The sequence below is a fragment of the Sporosarcina sp. FSL W7-1349 genome, from assembly GCF_038003045.1.
In the GTDB taxonomy this organism is placed as follows: Bacteria; Bacillota; Bacilli; order Bacillales_A; family Planococcaceae; genus Sporosarcina.
Map to the genome: position 1 here is coordinate 598778 of NZ_JBBOOK010000002.1, position 16805 is coordinate 615582.

General features: G+C 50.7%; 16 protein-coding genes and 1 other annotated feature. All 16 genes read right to left on the reverse strand.

Annotation, left to right across the window (positions count from 1 at the left end; all coding sequences use genetic code 11):
• Window positions 1-67: 67 nt before the first annotated feature.
• Complete coding sequence (locus MKY41_RS16935; RefSeq protein ID WP_340746182.1) at window positions 68-583, reverse strand: NYN domain-containing protein; 516 nt, start codon at window positions 581-583, stop codon at window positions 68-70.
• Window positions 580-1338, reverse strand: coding sequence for a 23S rRNA (guanosine(2251)-2'-O)-methyltransferase RlmB (gene rlmB / locus MKY41_RS16940; protein ID WP_340746183.1), 759 nt, complete (start codon window positions 1336-1338; stop codon window positions 580-582). Before rlmB ends, MKY41_RS16935 begins: the two co-directional genes overlap by 4 nt.
• Window positions 1335-1757 (reverse strand): Mini-ribonuclease 3, encoded by a 423-nt coding sequence (locus MKY41_RS16945; protein WP_340746184.1) that lies wholly within the window; start codon window positions 1755-1757, stop codon window positions 1335-1337. The genes rlmB and MKY41_RS16945 overlap by 4 nt, the downstream gene beginning before the upstream one ends.
• Before the next feature lie 5 nt (window positions 1758-1762).
• Window positions 1763-3163 carry a cysteine--tRNA ligase gene (gene cysS, locus MKY41_RS16950; RefSeq protein WP_340746185.1) on the reverse strand — a complete coding sequence of 467 codons (1401 nt, stop codon included), beginning with the start codon at window positions 3161-3163 and terminating at the stop codon, window positions 1763-1765.
• Window positions 3160-3816 carry a serine O-acetyltransferase gene (gene cysE, locus MKY41_RS16955; RefSeq protein WP_340746186.1) on the reverse strand — a complete coding sequence of 219 codons (657 nt, stop codon included), beginning with the start codon at window positions 3814-3816 and terminating at the stop codon, window positions 3160-3162. The genes cysS and cysE overlap by 4 nt, the downstream gene beginning before the upstream one ends.
• A gap of 96 nt (window positions 3817-3912) precedes the next feature.
• Window positions 3913-4131, reverse strand: a binding site (T-box leader).
• A gap of 83 nt (window positions 4132-4214) precedes the next feature.
• On the reverse strand, window positions 4215-5678 hold the full coding sequence (gene gltX, locus MKY41_RS16960) for a glutamate--tRNA ligase (protein ID WP_340746187.1): 1464 nt from the start codon (window positions 5676-5678) through the stop codon (window positions 4215-4217).
• Window positions 5679-5749: 71 nt separating this feature from the next.
• Window positions 5750-6226 carry a 2-C-methyl-D-erythritol 2,4-cyclodiphosphate synthase gene (gene ispF / locus MKY41_RS16965; protein ID WP_340746188.1) on the reverse strand — a complete coding sequence of 159 codons (477 nt, stop codon included), beginning with the start codon at window positions 6224-6226 and terminating at the stop codon, window positions 5750-5752.
• On the reverse strand, window positions 6201-6917 hold the full coding sequence (gene ispD, locus MKY41_RS16970) for a 2-C-methyl-D-erythritol 4-phosphate cytidylyltransferase (protein ID WP_340746189.1): 717 nt from the start codon (window positions 6915-6917) through the stop codon (window positions 6201-6203). Before ispD ends, ispF begins: the two co-directional genes overlap by 26 nt.
• A gap of 68 nt (window positions 6918-6985) precedes the next feature.
• Window positions 6986-8098 (reverse strand): PIN/TRAM domain-containing protein, encoded by a 1113-nt coding sequence (locus MKY41_RS16975; RefSeq protein ID WP_340746190.1) that lies wholly within the window; start codon window positions 8096-8098, stop codon window positions 6986-6988.
• Between the two features lie 255 nt (window positions 8099-8353).
• Window positions 8354-9724 carry a DNA repair protein RadA gene (gene radA, locus MKY41_RS16980; RefSeq protein WP_340746191.1) on the reverse strand — a complete coding sequence of 457 codons (1371 nt, stop codon included), beginning with the start codon at window positions 9722-9724 and terminating at the stop codon, window positions 8354-8356.
• Between the two features lie 78 nt (window positions 9725-9802).
• Complete coding sequence (locus tag MKY41_RS16985; protein WP_340746192.1) at window positions 9803-12259, reverse strand: ATP-dependent Clp protease ATP-binding subunit; 2457 nt, start codon at window positions 12257-12259, stop codon at window positions 9803-9805.
• A 225-nt stretch (window positions 12260-12484) separates the two neighbouring features.
• Window positions 12485-13573: a protein arginine kinase gene (locus MKY41_RS16990; protein WP_340746193.1), complete on the reverse strand. Its 1089-nt coding sequence runs from the start codon at window positions 13571-13573 to the stop codon at window positions 12485-12487.
• A complete protein-coding gene (locus MKY41_RS16995) occupies window positions 13563-14120 on the reverse strand; it encodes a UvrB/UvrC motif-containing protein (protein ID WP_340746194.1) in 558 nt (185 codons plus the stop codon). The genes MKY41_RS16990 and MKY41_RS16995 overlap by 11 nt, the downstream gene beginning before the upstream one ends.
• A 32-nt stretch (window positions 14121-14152) precedes the next feature.
• Complete coding sequence (locus tag MKY41_RS17000; protein WP_340746195.1) at window positions 14153-14623, reverse strand: CtsR family transcriptional regulator; 471 nt, start codon at window positions 14621-14623, stop codon at window positions 14153-14155.
• Window positions 14624-14853: 230 nt separating this feature from the next.
• The gene (locus tag MKY41_RS17005; RefSeq protein WP_340746196.1) at window positions 14854-15051 is read right to left on the reverse strand and encodes a hypothetical protein; all 198 of its coding nucleotides are present in this window, start codon (window positions 15049-15051) and stop codon (window positions 14854-14856) included.
• A 51-nt stretch (window positions 15052-15102) separates the two neighbouring features.
• Window positions 15103-16785, reverse strand: coding sequence for a hypothetical protein (locus MKY41_RS17010; protein WP_340746197.1), 1683 nt, complete (start codon window positions 16783-16785; stop codon window positions 15103-15105).
• Window positions 16786-16805: the final 20 nt, after the last annotated feature.

The following is a 16805-nucleotide window of genomic DNA, read 5'->3' on the forward strand; positions in this document are numbered from 1 at the left end:
TGATCACCCCGGTTCATTGTAGCTATTTTAACAAGTATACCGTAAGGAAAATTTTACAGTCAACCGTTCATTCGATTCCACGCCGCCATTTTTCGAATATTTCCGCCACTTCATCCGACAAGGGAATCTTTGAAATCGGGCGTTTCTCTTGAATATCTTTCACCTTGGAAGAAATATCTTTTTGAATTTTTTCCATCTCAATTTCTAACTCACGCGCCGATTTCCGAAGAGCTCCTTGCGCGAAGATGACCCACTGCTCGGTTAAATCGGAGGTGGCTACATGGAGTTGGACACGACGACCACTCAATTCCGAGACAAGTTTTTCAATCCGTTCATCCGCCGTTTCATTCTCCCTCGTAAACACAACTTCCACTTCATACTGCCGTTTACGTTTTTCGATGCCCGGGACGAGGTGGGCATCAAAGACGATGATGACCCGCCATCCCGTATGCCCTTTATATTCTGCCATCAGTTCGATCAGACGGTCCCGCGCATCGGCAAGCCGTTCTTTTTTGATGCGGCGGAGTTCTTTCCATGCACCGATGATGTTATACCCGTCCACCAGCAGGATATCCTTTTTCATCTCTGCGACGGTAGTGGCTGGCGTTTCCGTAATACTTCATACATCAACACGGAAGCGGCCACTGAAGCGTTCAGCGATGTGACATGCCCTATCATTGGTAGCTGGTAGAGAAAATCACACTTCTCCCTCAAGATCCGGGACATCCCTTTTCCTTCACTGCCGATAATGACAGCCAAAGGCAGCGTGGCATCCATCATCCGGTAATCGGCTGAACCGGATGCGTCCGTCCCCGCTATCCAGACTCCCCGCTTTTTCAGTTCCTCGACAGTTTGCGACAAATTATTCACCCGCACGACCGGAATATGCTCGATCGCCCCTGTCGACGCTTTTGCCACGACGCTTGTCAGCCCGACGGAACGTCGCTTCGGAATGATGACCCCATGCACTCCCGTCGCATCGGCGGTGCGCAAAATGGAACCGAGGTTATGGGGATCCTCCAATTCATCGAGAATGAGGAAAAACGGATCTTCCCCCCGTCTCTCAGCCACACTGAACAAATCTTCCAGCTCTGCGTAGGTATAAGCCGCGACCGAGGCGATGACCCCTTGATGATTGACGTCTAGCATGGCATCCAACTTCTGTTTCGGAACCGCTTGGACGAGGACCCCTGCCTCTTTCGCCAATGCAAGGATTTCCCCAATGCTTTTTTTATTTAAACCTTCTGCAATCCAGATCTTGTTCAATTCCCTGCCCGAGCGCAAAGCCTCAGCAACGGGGTTTTTCCCTCCGATTAATTCTGTTTCGGGCGCTGTCATCGCGACCCCTCCTCCTTCGGTTGTTCGACAAATCGGATAGAGGCCTCGATCAGCTCTTCCACCCGTTCCTTCCTGCCAAGCAAATGCAGGAAGCCGATTACTGCCTCAAATCCGGAACTGTAGTTATACGTCACGACATCCGTGTTTTTCGGGACCGAGCCGGACTTCGCATTGCGGCCGCGTCGGAGGACCGCCGCTTCCTCCTCCGACAAAAATCCGGACTGTTCCATGTCCTTGATGATAGCGGCTTGTGATTTCGCCGATACATAGCGCGTCGCTTCCCTATGCAGGACCTGGGGCTTCACTCTGCCAGAACGGAGCAGATGCTCGCGGATCGCCTGTTCATAGACGGCATCTCCCATATAGGCAAGCGCTAAAGCATTCAGCTGTTTGACGTCCTGGTCGCGCAACGTGTACATCGCCGTCATCCCCTTTTCCAACGTGTGCCTTGCGCGGTGTCTTCCAGCAGAATGCCTTTCGCTTTCAATTCATCCCGAATTTCATCCGCACGGGCGAAGTTGCGTTCACGACGAGCCGCCAGCCGTTCTTCAATCAACGCCTCAATTTCTTCATCGAGCAATTCGCTTTCATCAGAGAACGGCAATCCCAATACGCCCATCAATCGGTCAAATGTCGCGATGAACCGTTCCAACACTTCAGCCTGTGTGTTTTTCTCCAATAAATACACGTTCGCCAGCTTCACCAAGTCAAAAATGGCGGCAATGCCGTTTGCTGTATTGAAATCGTCATCCATCGCTGTCTCAAAAGTATGGACGAGTTCATCGATCTTATAGTTCCAGATATCCTTCTGATCGCCGAGATCGGCGGATGTCTTCAGACGGTGCTGCAAATTATTATAAGCCGTCTGGATCCGCTCTAAGCCGTTCGCCGCACTTTCCACAAGATCCTGCGAGAAATTGACAGGATGTCTATAATGGACGGACAGCATGAAGAAGCGCAATACTTTCGGGTCAATCTGCTTGCGAATATCATGGACCAAGACAAAATTACCGAGTGATTTCGACATTTTTTCATTATCGATATTGATGTAGCCGTTATGCATCCAGTAGTTGGCGAATGTTTTGCCCGTCATCGCCTCGGATTGCGCGATTTCGTTTTCATGATGCGGAAACGTCAAATCTTGTCCGCCCGCATGAATATCGATCGTGTCGCCCAGATGCTCGCGCGCCATGACGGAACATTCGATATGCCACCCCGGACGGCCGGCACCCCATGGGCTCTCCCAAGCAATCTCCCCTTCTTTGGCCGCTTTCCATAGGGCGAAATCGAGATCATTCTCCTTTTTCTCCCCTTGTTCGACACGCGCTCCGACTTTCAATTCGTCGATTGATTGGTGGGACAGCTTGCCATATCCTTCGAAATTGCGGGTCCGGTAGTAGACATCTCCCTTCGATTCATACGCAAACCCTTTCTCGACCAAGACGCCGATGAAGCGGATGATATCTTCTATATGTTCGGTGACGCGGGGATGGACATCCGCCTTCCCGCAACCGAGCGCCCCGACATCCTCGAAATAAGCTTCGATGAACCGATCGGTCAGTTCTCCAACCTCTTCCCCGAGCTCATTGGCCGCCTTGATGATCTTGTCATCCACGTCCGTAAAATTCGAGACGTATGTTACGTCATACCCGCGGTACTCCAAATAACGGCGGACGGTATCAAATACGATGACGGGTCGCGCATTCCCGATGTGGATGTAGTTATAAACAGTCGGCCCGCACACATACATTTTCACCTTTCCCTCTTCAATGGGAATAAAAGGCTCTTTCTTTCGTGTCAGCGTATTATAAATTTGAATACTCATAGCCGCCCCTCCTTCACTTCTTCTTTCTCCAGTTCTGCCAACCGTTTTTCCAACCGTTGAATTTCAGATTCCAGACGGCTGCAGACGTCCGCGACCGGGTCCGGCAAGTTCTGATGATCATGCCGCTCCACTTTCATGCCGTTCATCATGACGACCTTGCCCGGGATGCCGACAACCGTTGCATCGGGCGGCACATCTTTCAAGACGACCGAACCCGCTCCAACCTTGCTTCGTTCCCCAATGGTGATCGATCCGAGCACTTTCGCTCCGGTGGCCACCAACACATTATCGTGGAGTGTCGGGTGACGTTTCCCTTTTTCCTTCCCGGTTCCTCCGAGGGTCACTCCTTGGTAGATCGTCACGTCATTGCCGATTTCACAAGTTTCTCCGATGACAATTCCCATCCCGTGGTCGATGAAAAAGCGACGTCCGATCTTCGCACCCGGATGGATCTCGATGCCTGTAAAGAATCGGCTCACTTGCGACACGACCCGCGCCAGGAACCGGAAATTTCGTTTATACAGGGCGTGCGCAATCCGATGCGCCCAAATGGCGTGCAACCCCGAATACGTCAACACGACTTCAATCGTGCTGCGCGCCGCCGGATCCTGTTCGAATATGCACTGAATATCCTCTTTCATCCTTCCAAACACCTTATTTCCCTCCTTTTTTAACCAAAAGCACAGACACCGATTCAAGCACCCGGAGCTGGATGATGACAATAAAAAAATGCGCCTCCGCCAAAAAATGACAGAGACGCATTGCATGCGTGGTTCCACTCCGCTTGAAAGGACAAATACCTTTCCGCTTGAACGCCTGTAACGCTGGCGATACGTCCGGCCTACTTGCATTTCGGCACGGCTCTCAAAGGGGCATTTCGGTATGGCAGAGGCACGGATCACTTACAGCCGGTGATGATCCTCTCTGAAGTGCTTGCCATACGTACTTCTCCTTCTCGACGATTTATATACTCTATATTTCAGTGTACTAAAGGCGCATTAGGTCAAATCAATTACCTATCATTTTACATCGCGAACAATGAAAGTCAATATTATTGTTTAGCGTATTTCGAAACGCGATCCAGCACATTCTCTTTACCGATCAACGCAATAGCAGCCGGCAACTCCGGACCATGCGTCTGACCCGTTGTCACCACCCGGATCGGCATGAACAAGTTCTTCCCTTTATGGCCCGTTTCCTTCTGGACCGCTTTGATAGCGTCCTTAATCGACGCAGCATCGAACGTTTCCAAATCTTCTAGCTGCCCTTTGAAAGAAGCCATCACTTCCGGAACCTGTTCCCCTGCCAAGACTTCCTGGGATTGTTCATCATATTCAATATCATCCTTGAAGAACTGGGCGGATAACTCGACAATTTCTGCACCAAAACTAAGCTGGTCATGATACAGGGCAATCAGATCACGGACCCATGCACTTTCCGCTTCCGTCAGCTCGCCTTTCACCAGTCCCGCCTCCTGTAAATGCGGCAACGCCAAGGCAACGACTTCGTCTAACGATAATTTCTTCACATATTGGTTATTCATCCATGTCAATTTCTGCTTATCGAACATGGAAGGGGACTTGGACAATCTGCTTTCATCGAACAGCTTTACGAGCTCATCATGCGTGAAAATCTCCTCTTCACCGCCCGGAGACCAGCCGAGCAGGGCGAAGAAGTTGAACATCGCTTCAGGCAGATACCCAAGATTCTTATATTGTGAGATGAATTGAATGATCGATTCGTCCCGTTTCGACAATTTTTTCCGATCTTCATTAACAATCAATGTCATATGGCCGTAACGTGGATACTCCCAGCCGAAGACATCGTAGATCATCAATTGCTTCGGTGTGTTCGTCAAATGTTCTTCTCCACGGAAGACGTGGGAGATTCTCATGAAGTGGTCGTCGATGACCACCGCGAAGTTGTAGGTCGGGATGCCATTCGCTTTCACAAGTACCCAGTCCCCGACGTCTTCGGATTCAAACGCAACCGTACCACGGACAAGATCTTCCACTTTATACGTCACATTTTCCGGCACTCTCATACGGATCGTATACGGCATGCCCGCCGCTTCCTTCTCTGCCACTTCTTCCGCCGTCAAATTCCGGCATGTGCCAGCATACATCGGAGCCGCGATGCCGGATGCCTTCTGCTTCTCCCGCTCCGCTTCCAACTCCTCCGTCGTACAGAAACATTTATACGCATGGCCGCTATCAAGCATATCCTGCGCATGTTTTGAATAAAGATCGAGTCGTTCCATCTGACGGTATGGCCCGTATGGACCGCCGACATCGACGGATTCATCGTACTCGATGCCGAGCCATTTCAAGTTATCAAGCTGTGACAATTCGCCGGCTTCGATGTTCCGCTCTGTATCGGTATCCTCGATGCGAACGATGAATTTGCCGCCATGATGGCGGGCGAATAGATAATTGAAAAGCGCCGTCCGTGCCCCGCCGATATGTAGATGTCCAGTCGGACTCGGTGCATAACGTACACGTACCTCTGTTGTCATGGATGATTCCATCTCCGTTCTCATTTATTTACTGTGCCATTTTACCACTCGGCCGCTGCCTTTGGAAGATGTCAAGATTTCACGAGCAGGATCGTTGCCATGGAAGCGATTCCCTCTTCCCGTCCCGTGAATCCCAGTTGTTCTGTCGTCGTCGCCTTCACATTAACTTGGGAGACGTCCGCTTCCAATAATTCCGCGACACGCGTCCGGATCTGTTCGATATAAGGGGACATTTTCGGCTTTTGGGCGATGATCGTGCAATCGATATTCCCCAATCGATAGCCCTTTTCCTTTACCAATTCCCAAATCTCCATCAACAACACTGCTGAATCGGCATCTTTGTAGGCCGCATCCGTATCCGGAAAATGCCTGCCGATATCACCTTCCCCAATTGCGCCAAGCGCCGCATCCGTGATCGTATGTAATAGGACATCCGCATCGGAATGGCCTGTCAATCCCTTCTCGTGAGGAATCGCGATCCCTCCGATGATCAGCGGCCGCCCTTCCGCAAATTTATGCACATCAAAGCCTTGTCCGATCCGCATCATTCAAATCCTCCTCTAGTCTTCGTTTCAATAGGATCTCGCCAAATGCGAGATCTTCCTGTGTCGTCATTTTCACATTATCATACGTACTTTCCACGAGATGGACCGGATGCCCGATCCGCTCCACGAGCATCGATTCATCCGTGCCAAGAAAGCCGTCCACTTCCGCCCGTTGCGCTGCCTCTTGCAATACTTCATAGCGGAAAGCTTGGGGCGTCTGGATGATCCAAAGCGCCTCTCGGTCGACCGTCTTTTCCACTACTCCATCGCGCGCCATCTTCATCGTATCTTTCGCTTTGACGCCCGCAATGGCCGCTCCCTGCGCAGCAGCCGTGCGGACAAGCTCCCGGATGACTTCGCGCCGGATGAAAGGTCGAGCCGCGTCATGGACGAGGACGATACCGCCCCCCTCATGCGCGCCGATGCAGGAAGCGACGCTATGTTGCCGCTCCTCGCCTCCTTCGACAAACGCTTTCACTTTCGTAATTCCGAACCGTTCAAGCATGTTGCGAATCTGTTCACGTTCCTCGGGCTTGACGGCAAGCAGGATGCCCGCACATGCAGGGTCGCTGTCAAATACCCGGAGTGTATGAATGAGGATCGGCGTCTCGCCGATCTCCAAGAAAAGTTTATTGAAGCCTGCTCCCATCCGCTTCCCGCTTCCGGCGGCAGGCAACATGACCGTATACTCCACTATCCATCTTCCTCTACTTTATCAATTACGCCTCGCTGGCTCTAGCTGAATCAAGAAAATTCCAAGCCTTAGTTCGCTCGGGCCGACTTGCCATTTTTCGGTTTGGCGAAAATCATGCGCCCTGCCGACGTCTGCAATACGCTCGTCACAACAACGTCTATCGCACTGCCGATATGGTGTTTGCCGTCTTCCACTACAATCATCGTCCCATCATCCAAGTAGGCAACACCTTGGTTATGCTCCTTGCCGTCCTTGATGACGACGACGTGCATTTCCTCTCCCGGGATGACGACCGGTTTCACCGCATTCGCCAGGTCATTGATATTCAACACCGAGACACCATGCAAATCCGCGACTTTATTCAAATTAAAATCATTTGTCACGACATAGCCGCCCATGCGTTTTGCAAGGCGGACGAGCTTCAGGTCCACTTCCGCTACATCGCTGAAATCTTCATCCGTGATCTGGACATTGGGACCTTCATCCGTTTGCAGCTTTTTCAAGACATCGAGCCCGCGTCTCCCTTTTGTCCGCTTTAATGTATCAGATGAATCTGCAATATGCTGCAGTTCCGTCAGGACAAATTGGGGGACGACGAGGATTCCTTCCAAAAAACCGGTCGTCGAAATATCCGCGATGCGTCCGTCAATAATGACGCTGGTATCCAAAATTTTGTAAGGCTTATTTTGTTGCGAAGGCGCCAAAGTATCTCCACCTTCCACTTCCTTCTTTTTCTGCCCCGCATTTCTGGCCGCATAGATCGCTTGGATGAATTCTTCCCGTTTCTTGAAACCTACTTGGAATCCAAGATAACCGAGCAGGATGGATAACAGAATTGGTGTGATGGATGCGATGACCGGAATTTCGATGTTTCCCAATCCGAAACTGACGAGAAAAGCCAAACTTAAGCCGACAATAAGACCAATTGTCCCGAAGAGCAAATCGAAAATCGGCGCCTTTAAGAGACGATCTTCCATCCATTTGATGAAATTGACAATCGGTTCGGTTAAAAAGAGATTGACGACGTAAAAAATAGCGGCCCCGAGAATAGCGGATACATACGGATTGTTGATCATCGGCTTGGAGGTGAATGAAAATAAGGTAAATAAATGCGGTAAAAATAAGACACCAAGCGTCCCGCCGATCAGCAGAAGCCCAACTTGCACTACACGTTTCAACATGTCTACGACCTCCTTTCCTGTTTAGCGAAGGATGTCGAAAAAGCCGATTCTTGCATGGAGAAAGCATTTTCCGACATCTCCGTTGCCTGTCATTATACATGTTTATCCTTTTGAAAGCTGTTTTGAACATAGGCTGGAGCCGAATTTAGCCCTATCTTCATAAGACTGCCGATCACCTTCCGAGGTTCCTAGGAAATGCGAGCCAAACTCCCGGGAAGCCATGCTCCGGCTGTCTCGCAAGCTCTATCCATCTTGTTATCCAAATGCAACCTTCAAAGCTTCGCTAATCGTATCGACACCGACCACTTGGATACCTTTCGGATAGTCCCATCCGCCGAGGTTGGAGGATGGGACGATAGCCCGCTCGAACCCTAGTTTGGCGGCTTCCACAACCCTTTGTTCAATTCGGGATACCCTACGGACTTCTCCCGTTAATCCGACTTCGCCAATGAAACAGTCGGATACCCCCACAGCAGCGTCTTTATAACTGGAGACGACGCTCATCAATACCGCTAAATCGATAGCAGGTTCATCTAGTTTTACGCCACCGGCCACTTTGATATACGCATCTTGTGCCTGCAATAGCATGCCCATCCGTTTTTCCAGTACCGCCATAAGCAAGGATACCCGGTTTTGATCGATTCCAGTGGCCATCCGCTTCGGATAATTGAAACTGGACGGAGTAACAAGCGCTTGAATTTCCACTAGGATCGGGCGCGTCCCTTCCATGGAGGCGACTACGGTCGAGCCGGCCCCACCTTGGGACCGTTCCCGCAGAAACAGTTCGGACGGGTTCAGTACTTCCTTCAGACCAGATTGCAACATCTCGAAAATGGCGATCTCATTCGTCGAGCCAAACCGGTTTTTGACACTGCGTAAAATCCGGTATGTGTGGTGACGCTCCCCTTCGAAATACAGGACGGTATCCACCATATGCTCCAACAGCCGCGGACCCGCGATCTGGCCATCCTTCGTCACGTGACCTACGAGGAAAATGGCAATCCCTTGTGTTTTTGCGATTTTCATCAATTCAGCCGTACACTCCCGGACTTGTGACACGCTGCCTGGAGCTGATGTCACTTCCGGATGATGGACGGTCTGGATCGAGTCCACGATGACGAAGCGCGGCTTGACATCCGAAATGGTTTCATGGATTTGCCCCAAGTCCGTTTCAGCGTAAATGAAAAGCTCATCTGACGCGACCCCGAGCCGCTCCGCCCGCAGCTTCGTCTGGCGGATCGATTCCTCTCCGGAAATATACAAGACGCGTTGCTTTTTATTTGAGAGAAGCGAGGACACTTGCAACAGCAAGGTTGATTTCCCAATGCCCGGGTCGCCCCCGATCAGGATCAATGAACCCGGGACGATACCGCCGCCCAGCACCCGGTTGAGTTCCCCGAGCTCCGTCTCCACCCGCGGTTCTTCCACCGTTTCGACTGCGCTGATCGGCATCGCCTTTTGCCGTATATTTTCAGAGTGCTGGAACGCCCCACGCGGTCCTTTTTGGACGATTTCCACTTCTTCATCCATCGTATTCCATTCTCCACAGCCCGGACAGCGTCCCATCCATTTCGGCGACTCATAACCGCAGGAGCGGCACATAAATTTCGTTTTCCGTTTAGCCATAAAGCTCCCCCAACGTGAAACGGACAGCCCATCCCGGCCGAAAAATTAATTCGGCGGGCGGGCTATCCGTTTCATCCTTTATTTTTCTCCAACTTCTACTGCTTCGTTTTTCTTGTTCGTCCGGACGGTGAATTCCCCGTCTTCTACGTCGATAACCACTTGGCCGCCTGTCAGGACAGTGCCTTTCAAGAGCTCTTCCGATAAGCGGTCTTCGATATGTTTCTGGATAGCACGGCGCAATGGGCGTGCTCCGTAGTCCGGATCATAGCCTTCCTCGGAGATTTTCTCTTTCGCTGCGTCTGTGACTTGCAGTTCGATCTCCTGTTCTTCAAGACGTTTGACCAGCTCGTTAGACATAAGTGAAACAATTTCGCGCAAATGTTCTTTTTCGAGTGAGTGGAAGACAATCATTTCATCCACACGGTTTAAGAACTCCGGACGGAATACTTTCTTCAATTCGTCGAGCATCGTCGATTTCATGCTCTCGTAGTCGCGGTCCGTGCCGTGCAGATTGAAGCCAACATAGCGGTTTTTCTTCAACGCTTCGGCACCGACGTTCGATGTCATGATCAGCACCGTATTGCGGAAATCTACTGTACGGCCTTTCGAATCTGTCAATCTGCCGTCTTCCAACACTTGAAGCAAGATGTTGAAGACGTCTGGGTGGGCCTTCTCGATTTCATCCAATAGGACGACTGAGTACGGTTTGCGGCGGACTTTTTCCGTCAACTGGCCGCCCTCATCGTAACCTACATATCCCGGAGGCGAACCGACGAGACGGGAGGTCGAATGCTTCTCCATGTATTCGGACATGTCAATCCGGATCATCGCATCTTCGTCTCCGAACATCGATTCAGCGAGCGCTCGCGCAAGTTCCGTTTTCCCGACCCCTGTCGGTCCAAGGAAGATGAAGGAACCGATTGGGCGTTTTGGATCCTTCAAACCAGCACGCGCCCGGCGGATCGCCCGTGAAATGGCAGTTACTGCTTCACCTTGGCCGATGACACGCTTATGGAGCAATTCTTCCATGTTCAATAATTTGGCGCTTTCCGTCGTCGCAATCTTCGAGACAGGCACTCCAGTCCACATCGCTACCACTTCGGCAATGTCGTTAACCGTCACTTCCGACTCCGTTTTGCCTTGTTTTTCTTTCCAAGCCGTTTTCGTCTTATCCAGTTCTTCTTTCATCTTCTGCTCTTTGTCGCGGAAAGAAGCCGCTTTTTCGAATTCCTGACTTTGGACGGCCGCATTCTTCTCGGAGCGGATCGCCTCCAACTTTGCCTCCAGCTCTTTCAGATTTGGAGGAGTCGTATACGAGCGAAGGCGCACTTTCGAGCCCGCTTCGTCAATCAAGTCGATCGCCTTATCCGGAAGGAAACGGTCGGAGATATAGCGATCCGACATTTTCGCCGCCGCTTCAATTGCTTCATCCGTAATTTTCACACGGTGGTGCGCTTCATAGCGATCGCGCAGACCGTAGATAATCTGGACGGTTTCCTCGACAGTCGGCTCGTCGACTTGGATCGGTTGGAAACGGCGCTCCAACGCAGCGTCTTTTTCGATATATTTTCGGTATTCATCCAACGTCGTAGCACCGATACATTGCAACTCGCCTCGGGCAAGGGACGGTTTCAGGATATTGGAAGCGTCAATCGCGCCTTCCGCTCCTCCAGCACCGATCAGCGTATGGAGCTCATCGATGAAGAGGATAATATTGCCGGCTTGGCGGATTTCCTCCATTACCTTTTTCATGCGGTCTTCGAACTCGCCGCGGTATTTCGTTCCCGCGACGACGGTACCCATATCCAGCGTCATGACACGCTTGTCACGAAGGATTTCCGGGACTTCATTGTTAATGATCTGCTGGGCCAGCCCTTCTGCGATCGCCGTTTTCCCGACGCCTGGCTCCCCGATCAAGACCGGGTTGTTTTTTGTGCGACGTGCCAGCACTTCAATAACGCGTGTGATTTCCTTGCCGCGGCCAATGACTGGATCGAGAGTGCCTTCACGCGCGATTTCAGTCAAGTCGCGAGCCAAACTATCCAAGGTCGGCGTAGCGGCAGAATTAGCGGCGCCTTGGCTGCCGCCGGAGCTGTCGTTGCTGCCGAGCAATTGCAAGACTTGTTGACGAGCTTTGTTGAGGCTGACCCCTGCGTTGTTCAATACCCGTGCGGCCACGCCTTCCCCTTCACGTATCAACGCAAGTAGAATATGCTCTGTGCCGATGTACGAATGGCCCAACTTGCGGGATTCATCCACAGATAGTTCAATTACCTTTTTAGCGCGCGGTGTGTAATGGACGATCGGGCCGACGTCTTTGGAGCCGGTGCCGACCAATTTTTCTACGCCTTGTTCAATGGTTTCGAAACTAACATCGATCGCTTCCAGCGCTTTTGCTGCGATGCCGCCGCCTTCCCGGATCAATCCGAGCAGGATATGCTCCGTGCCGATCGATTCATGTTTCATGCGAATGGCTTCTTCTTGCGCAAGCTGCAATACCTTTTGTGCACGTTGTGTAAATCGGTTGAACATCATATTCATTCCTCTCCTATCTATATATGATCCTATTCCATCCACTTCAGCAAAAGCCGAAGGAGTGAAGGTAAAACGCGTTCATACTAGCATTTCGGGTTGAATTAAAGATAGCCTGTTTCAGTGTATTCATAGGGACCGGAATGAAAACCGCTATCCATCAAATTGACTTTGACTATCTTTGACTTAGATTATACCTGCTGTGGAACCGTTACGCAAAATAGATGCTCAACTATCCGCGTTTCCTTCCGAAGAAGCTTTTGCATTTTGGACATCCAGCCTTTCCCGGAATAACTGGGCCCGAAGGATATCGCGTTCTTCCTCTGAAAGATCAGTTCCAGCGTATTGTTGCAGGAAGCCCGGCTGCATGAAAATCATAAGTTCATTCAGAATGGACATGTCGACGTCCTCAATGATGCCGAGATCGATGCCAAGACGGACATCCGACAAGCAGCGCGCCGCTTCACCCGAGGGCAGGAGCCGCGCATAGAGAAGCGTGCCGAGCGATCGGTACAAGCGATTCTCCAAGGCAATCCGCGATTTGGAAAGGAGCAGTTCCCGGGATTTCCGTTCATGGGCAATCAGACGATCGGTTATATTACCAAGATCTGTTATGATTTCTTGTTCAGTCTTGCCTAAAGTCGTCTGATTCGATACTTGATAAATATTACCCAGCGCCTCGCTCCCTTCTCCGTAACTGCCGCGCACGACCATGCCGAGCCGGGCAATCGAAGGGATGATCCGGTCAATCTGCTTCGTGATAGTAAGCGCGGGCAAGTGCATCATGACCGAAGCACGCATTCCCGTTCCCGTGTTAGAAGGGCAGCTCGTCAAATAGCCGAACTCCTCGTCAAACGCGTATGGCAGCACCTTCTCTAGCTGATCGTCCACTTGGTCCGCTTGTTCATAGGCCGCTTCCAGTTGAAGCCCGGGGTAAATGCACTGGATCCGGATATGATCCTCTTCATTCACCATGACACTGACAGTTTCGTCCTCCGATAGGATGACCGCGCCGTTCCGTTCCGGATTTGCAAGTTGCGGACTGATCAAATGCTTTTCCACGAGGACTTGCCGTTCCATGGCGGGTAAATCTGCCATCTTCATATAGGTGTACCCTTTTTGGCTCGAATCAAGCAAGGCTGCCGAGATTTCTTTATCAACCTGCATGGCCGCCTCTTCCGAAAATGCGATCGGGAACCGGTACCCCGTCAAGTTTCTAGCGAGCCGGATCCGTGTCGATAGGACAATATCGGAATGTTCTCCATGAGTAGTCATCCACCCTGTCACGGATTGCTGCATGAATCGTTCAATTGACATCGCTCTCTTCACCTCCCGCCTGAAGCCGCAATTTCAATGCGTTCGCTTCATCACGCAAAATGGCTGCCTCTTCAAAACGCTCCGCTTCAACTGCTTCCCGCATTTTCACTCGAATTTCTTCTATTTTCTTTTTCACCGCGTAGATTTCATTGAAGGAGACTGGAATTTTGCCGACGTGCTTCGTATGACCGTTATGAAGCTTCCCGAAAATACGCGGCAGCCTTTCCCGGAAGGTCGCATAGCACGTTGCGCATCCAAACTTCCCGATGTCCAGGAACTTCTGGAATGTCAGCCCACAGTTCGGACATTCCGGCCCCCGCATCATCTCCCCTCTCGTCTGAGGCTGGCTTTGGAACGAATCTGGCCCGCCAAACCATTGCGAAAGGAATTGTTGGATCGATAACGGCTCCTGGTTCGGATCAAACTGAAGGGATTGGGAATGGAATGCACATTTCTCACATAATTGGCGTTCCATCGACCCTCCCATACTTTCCTGGGTCAAGATGACGGAAGCCGGACGTTCTTTGCAATTTTCACATATCATCATATGGAGCACCCACCTCGTTCTAATATTGACGTTCAGTCCATCTGCTCATACAGGAGTGTCAGGAGCATCGCCTGTAAAATTCGGGCGCGCATCGTATCGCGCTCGGGTAATGGTTGTTTAATGGTCGCCCGGTCCACTGCGGCAAGAATGATCCGCGCTTCCCGTTCCGATACGACGTCTTCTTCCACGAGTCGGTGGACAACATCTTCGGCCATCGTGTAAGAGGCGCCACCCTGGATTCCTTCCAAAATATGTTCAATCAGTTCTTTATGCGAATTGGCCTGGACCCGGATAATGCGGATATACCCTCCGCCTCCGCGTTTGGACTCGACAATATACCCGCGTTCCGCCGTAAATCGTGTTTTAATGACGTAGTTGATTTGTGAGGGGACGCACTGGAATTTTTCCGCGACTTCGCTGCGTTTAATCTCAATGGCACTCTTCTCTTCCTCTTCGATTATCGCCTTTAAATACCCTTCAATAATGTCAGAAATGTTTCGCATATCCTCACCTCTTTCTTCCTCAGGTCAGAATCCGTTGACTTTGACTATCTTTGACTTAATTGTACACGAATAAACCCTTTTATTGCAATTGATATGCAACGCGGACGGAATCGGTTTAGACTACAGCCAGCCGGGTAAAGTGAAAATCTAGAATTTTTTATGACTCTAACGTTCGAAACAAAAAGCTCCAGATTCACCAATACCCATAGAGGAGATCTTTTACACATGAATTAAACACCTATTTCGCCGCTGGAAGAAATGAAGTTCAAGGATAAACTGATAAGAAGATGGAAAGAGAAAAGACCGCTATACATATCAGGATGGGATATTTTTTGATGTTCAATACGAACCGATTGACCGGATAATATAAAAAGCAGCTGGCGAAAATCATTCTGCCAGCTGCTTTTTTCGCAGTTCTGTTTATTCAACGTCGATCCCCCAGACCAAGGCCAGGAAGCGATTTTCATAAAACAGGCATCTTATTCGATCGACGTATTGATTAATTCCTTCACCGGCAGGAACAACTCGCCAGTTTCCAAATACGTCAGCACCAATCGGTCACCCTCCTGGACATATACTGCCAGCGGTGCCGCCTCCGTCGAAATGATAAAGTTCCGACCGTCATCCGCCAAAATGGATACGAGAGTGAATTCGCCGACACGCTCTTTGAACACGCGTTTCACAGTTACCGCCGCTTTGGCCTCTTCCGCATTCGAACTTCCGTCCACCGTGCTGCCACCCCGCTGCAAAGCCGTTTTGTACAATCTTAGCGCCTCGTTAGGTGAGTTGCCGTACACCGATATTTCGGGATTTGCTGCGGAAACGATGAAGTAGTTCTGCAGGAAGCCGTTGGAGTCCAACACCGGCGTCAGCCAGCTCGCTTCTCCGTAAAAGTTGTACAATACCGGCATTTCGCCCGTCCACTTCTTCTCAATGAATTTCTTCTCGATGATCTGCAACGTCCCTTGCGAATCCATATAGGACTCTTCCAGATTCCCCGTATAATAAACTGCCTCCCCGGTCTGGCCATCCGTGAGCGCATAGCCGAGCATTGAATCCACCCCTTCTTTCGGGCTTGTGAAATCCGTAAAGTAATACATATGCCCCGTCTCGTCGAACACCGGGCTGACATTCGATTCCGTCCCTTCATCCGAAGGCAGTTTCACGTCCTTCTTCCCGACAACCGAATTCCAGAAGCCATGGACGTACTTTCCGAAGTAGCTGTTCTGCAAGCTGACCGCTTCCGGGGAAACCGCCCCGTCAATGAATTCCGGCACATCCGACAGGGCGTACTTCTTCGTCTCACCTGTCGCCGGGTCCGCCATCACGATCCCTTTCACGTCAAACCCATTCCGGGCTGTAATAAAATCCCCGTACGTCCGGATATAATGCGGTTTCCCTTCCTCGTCAATCTCCAGTTGGACATCCCCGTAGAAGATCAAGTCCGGGTAATCCATCCGAATATGGCGTTCCACTTGTTTGTGGAAGAAGGAGGACGGGGTATAGGCCATTTCCGATTTGACAAATTTCGGATTATCCGCCGAATCGGTCGCGCTCATCGTGAAATAACCCGGTGTCGTCTTCCCGTTCAGCCATTTGAAAAAGCCCGAAAATTCGACAGGCGCGATGTAGACGAAGTCGCCGTTCACTTTCTGGATCTGCAAATGCCCGAGCTCATAATAGCTCGTGTTCGGCACTTGGCCGAATGCCTTTTTCATTTTATTCCGCGCGAATTTCGGCGGAACGCTTGCGGGGGTCTTCGTCTCATCAAATGCTTGGATCTCCACTTGCTGGTCCATCTCCACCGCCTTGTATTTCTGGTTGGCATTGAACAGCGGCGCGCTAAGCATATACACTCCAAGGATTAGCGTGCCAAGGAACAGAACACCTTTCAAGAAGCGCTCCTTGCCAGTCGCTGCCAAGGTTCCCAATAGAGCCGCCACTACAAGTACAATCCAAAGGGATGTCCAATTCCTGTCCATGTTGGTGATGTAATAGAATGCGAAGATAGCGAGCGCTGCAACAATCACCAAGCCAGCCGACGCTTGCCATTTATTGAAATGAAGCCGTGTGTCTTTCTCCTTTGCCGCTGACGTTAAAGGTACAACGATCAACATCGCTAGAATTCCTGCAACAATCGAAAAAATAAGCAAATTGATCATATGAAACACTCTTTTCCGTA

Coding starts and splice junctions, on each gene's coding strand:
- MKY41_RS16935 (WP_340746182.1), bottom strand. CDS start 583: ATGAAAAAGGATATCCTGCTGGTGGACGGGTATAACATCATCGGTGCA.
- rlmB (WP_340746183.1), bottom strand. CDS start 1,338: ATGACAGCGCCCGAAACAGAATTAATCGGAGGGAAAAACCCCGTTGCT.
- MKY41_RS16945 (WP_340746184.1), bottom strand. CDS start 1,757: ATGTACACGTTGCGCGACCAGGACGTCAAACAGCTGAATGCTTTAGCG.
- cysS (WP_340746185.1), bottom strand. CDS start 3,163: ATGAGTATTCAAATTTATAATACGCTGACACGAAAGAAAGAGCCTTTT.
- gltX (WP_340746187.1), bottom strand. CDS start 5,678: ATGACAACAGAGGTACGTGTACGTTATGCACCGAGTCCGACTGGACAT.
- ispF (WP_340746188.1), bottom strand. CDS start 6,226: ATGATGCGGATCGGACAAGGCTTTGATGTGCATAAATTTGCGGAAGGG.
- MKY41_RS16975 (WP_340746190.1), bottom strand. CDS start 8,098: ATGTTGAAACGTGTAGTGCAAGTTGGGCTTCTGCTGATCGGCGGGACG.
- radA (WP_340746191.1), bottom strand. CDS start 9,724: ATGGCTAAACGGAAAACGAAATTTATGTGCCGCTCCTGCGGTTATGAG.
- MKY41_RS16985 (WP_340746192.1), bottom strand. CDS start 12,259: ATGATGTTCAACCGATTTACACAACGTGCACAAAAGGTATTGCAGCTT.
- MKY41_RS16990 (WP_340746193.1), bottom strand. CDS start 13,573: ATGTCAATTGAACGATTCATGCAGCAATCCGTGACAGGGTGGATGACT.
- MKY41_RS16995 (WP_340746194.1), bottom strand. CDS start 14,120: ATGATGATATGTGAAAATTGCAAAGAACGTCCGGCTTCCGTCATCTTG.
- MKY41_RS17000 (WP_340746195.1), bottom strand. CDS start 14,623: ATGCGAAACATTTCTGACATTATTGAAGGGTATTTAAAGGCGATAATC.
- MKY41_RS17010 (WP_340746197.1), bottom strand. CDS start 16,785: ATGATCAATTTGCTTATTTTTTCGATTGTTGCAGGAATTCTAGCGATG.